This window comes from Paraburkholderia sp. RL17-380-BIE-A, from assembly GCF_046028085.1.
GTDB lineage: Bacteria > Pseudomonadota > Gammaproteobacteria > Burkholderiales > Burkholderiaceae > Paraburkholderia.
The window spans coordinates 1-3,225 of the sequence record NZ_JARESQ010000041.1; the positions used below are offsets into that span (position 1 = coordinate 1).

Sequence of the window (3,225 nt, forward strand, 5' to 3'; positions counted from 1 at the left end):
CTGGGGAGCCTGACGATTACCTACTTTCACACGGGAATCCGCACTATCATCGGCGTGGAGTCGTTTCACGGTCCTGTTCGGGATGGGAAGGGGTGGGACCGACTCGCTATGGTCATCAGGCATGACTTGTTGCTGCGCTGTCTTTGGGGACAGCCCAACCAATCTGGAAGAAGTAGTTTCTGGTGATGCTCACCAGGCAAGCTTGGGGTTGTGCTGTTTCTGGCACAACACTGATCACTCAACCGTGTGTGGCGTCCCTGCCCCCTTCGGGGGTGGGATGCTCGTAAGTGCTGAAGCACTAACGATCATCGCAAGACACACCTGTTATAGGATCAAGCCTTACGGGCAATTAGTATCAGTTAGCTTAACGCATTACTGCGCTTCCACACCTGACCTATCAACGTCCTGGTCTTGAACGACCCTTCAAGGGGCTCGAAGCCCCGGGGATATCTCATCTTAAGGCGAGTTTCCCGCTTAGATGCTTTCAGCGGTTATCTCTTCCGAACATAGCTACCCGGCGATGCCACTGGCGTGACAACCGGTACACCAGAGGTTCGTCCACTCCGGTCCTCTCGTACTAGGAGCAGCCCCCTTCAAATATCCAGCGCCCACGGCAGATAGGGACCAAACTGTCTCACGACGTTTTAAACCCAGCTCACGTACCTCTTTAAATGGCGAACAGCCATACCCTTGGGACCGGCTACAGCCCCAGGATGAGATGAGCCGACATCGAGGTGCCAAACACCGCCGTCGATATGAACTCTTGGGCGGTATCAGCCTGTTATCCCCAGAGTACCTTTTATCCGTTGAGCGATGGCCCTTCCATACAGAACCACCGGATCACTATGACCTGCTTTCGCACCTGCTCGACTTGTCGGTCTCGCAGTTAAGCACGCTTATGCCATTGCACTATCAGCACGATTTCCGACCGTACCTAGCGTACCTTCGTACTCCTCCGTTACACTTTGGGAGGAGACCGCCCCAGTCAAACTGCCTACCATGCACTGTCCCCAGTCCGGATAACGGACCAAGGTTAGAACCTCAAACAAACCAGGGTGGTATTTCAAGGTCGGCTCCACGCAGACTGGCGTCCACGCTTCAAAGCCTCCCACCTATCCTACACAGACCGGTTCAAAGTCCAATGCAAAGCTACAGTAAAGGTTCATGGGGTCTTTCCGTCTAGCCGCGGGGAGATTGCATCATCACAAACACTTCAACTTCGCTGAGTCTCGGGAGGAGACAGTGTGGCCATCGTTACGCCATTCGTGCAGGTCGGAACTTACCCGACAAGGAATTTCGCTACCTTAGGACCGTTATAGTTACGGCCGCCGTTTACCGGGACTTCAATCAAGAGCTTGCACCCCATCATTTAATCTTCCGGCACCGGGCAGGCGTCACACCCTATACGTCCACTTTCGTGTTTGCAGAGTGCTGTGTTTTTATTAAACAGTCGCAGCCACCAGTTTATTGCAACCCCTTCACCCTTCTGGCGCAGGCCAGTCAAGCTACAGGGGCGTACCTTATCCCGAAGTTACGGTACCAATTTGCCGAGTTCCTTCTCCCGAGTTCTCTCAAGCGCCTTAGAATACTCATCTCGCCCACCTGTGTCGGTTTGCGGTACGGTCTTGTTAAACTGAAGCTTAGAGGCTTTTCTTGGAACCACTTCCAGTTGCTTCTTCACCGAAGTGAATGGCCTCACACCCTTGAATTCCGCGCCCGGATTTGCCTAAGCGCCTTCTCCAATGCAAGGACCGGGACTTCCAACACCCGGACAACCTTCCGCGATCCGTCCCCCCATCGCATTTAACAATGGTGCAGGAATATTAACCTGCTTCCCATCAGCTACGCATTTCTGCCTCGCCTTAGGGGCCGACTCACCCTACGCCGATGAACGTTGCGTAGGAAACCTTGGGCTTACGGCGAGGGGGCCTTTCACCCCCTTTATCGCTACTCATGTCAGCATTCGCACTTCCGATACCTCCAGCGCACTTTTCAATGCACCTTCGCAGGCTTACGGAACGCTCTCCTACCATGCACATAAATGTGCATCCGCAGCTTCGGTATATTGCTTAGCCCCGTTACATCTTCCGCGCAGGACGACTCGATCAGTGAGCTATTACGCTTTCTTTAAAGGATGGCTGCTTCTAAGCCAACCTCCTGACTGTTTTAGCCTTCCCACTTCGTTTCCCACTTAGCAATATTTGGGGACCTTAGCTGGCGGTCTGGGTTGTTTCCCTCTTGACACCGGACGTTAGCACCCGATGTCTGTCTCCCGTGATTGCACTCTTCGGTATTCGGAGTTTGCTATGGCGTAGTAATCCGCAATGGACCCCACAACCATGACAGTGCTCTACCCCCGAAGGTGATACACGAGGCACTACCTAAATAGTTTTCGGAGAGAACCAGCTATTTCCAGGTTTGTTTAGCCTTTCACCCCTATCCACAGCTCATCCCCTAACTTTTCAACGTTAGTGGGTTCGGACCTCCAGTACGTGTTACCGCACCTTCATCCTGGCCATGGATAGATCACCTGGTTTCGGGTCTACACCCAGCGACTGAACGCCCTGTTCGGACTCGCTTTCGCTACGCCTGCCCTAATCGGTTAAGCTTGCCACTGAATGTAAGTCGCTGACCCATTATACAAAAGGTACGCCGTCACCCCTTGCGAGGCTCCGACTGTTTGTATGCATGCGGTTTCAGGATCTATTTCACTCCCCTCCCGGGGTTCTTTTCGCCTTTCCCTCACGGTACTGGTTCACTATCGGTCGATCACGAGTATTTAGCCTTGGAGGATGGTCCCCCCATCTTCAGACAGGATTTCACGTGTCCCGCCCTACTTGTCGTACACCTAGTTCTTCCTCGCTGTTTTCGTCTACAGGGCTATCACCTGCTATGGCGGCACTTTCCAGAGCCTTCGACTAACAATGAAGATAAAGAGTACAGGCTGGTCCCATTTCGCTCGCCACTACTCTGGGAATCTCGGTTGATTTCTTTTCCTGCGGTTACTTAGATGTTTCAGTTCACCGCGTTCGCTTCACGTAGCCTATGTATTCAGCTACGGATACTCCATAAGGAGTGGGTTTCCCCATTCGGATATCGGTGGATCAAAGCTCGTTTGCCAGCTCCCCACCGCTTTTCGCAGGCTACCGCGTCCTTCATCGCCTGTGATCGCCAAGGCATCCACCACATGCACTTGTTCGCTTGACCCTATAACGGGTGTGTCTC

2 rRNA genes are annotated in these 3,225 nt (G+C 53.1%); both read right to left on the bottom strand.

Features of this window, described 5'->3' with window-relative positions:
• Window positions 1–7 precede the first annotated feature (7 nt).
• Window positions 8–120 (bottom strand): 5S ribosomal RNA (rrf, locus tag P0D68_RS35395).
• Window positions 121–328: 208 nt separating this feature from the next.
• Window positions 329–3,207: ribosomal RNA gene (locus P0D68_RS35400) — 23S ribosomal RNA — on the bottom strand.
• Window positions 3,208–3,225: the final 18 nt, after the last annotated feature.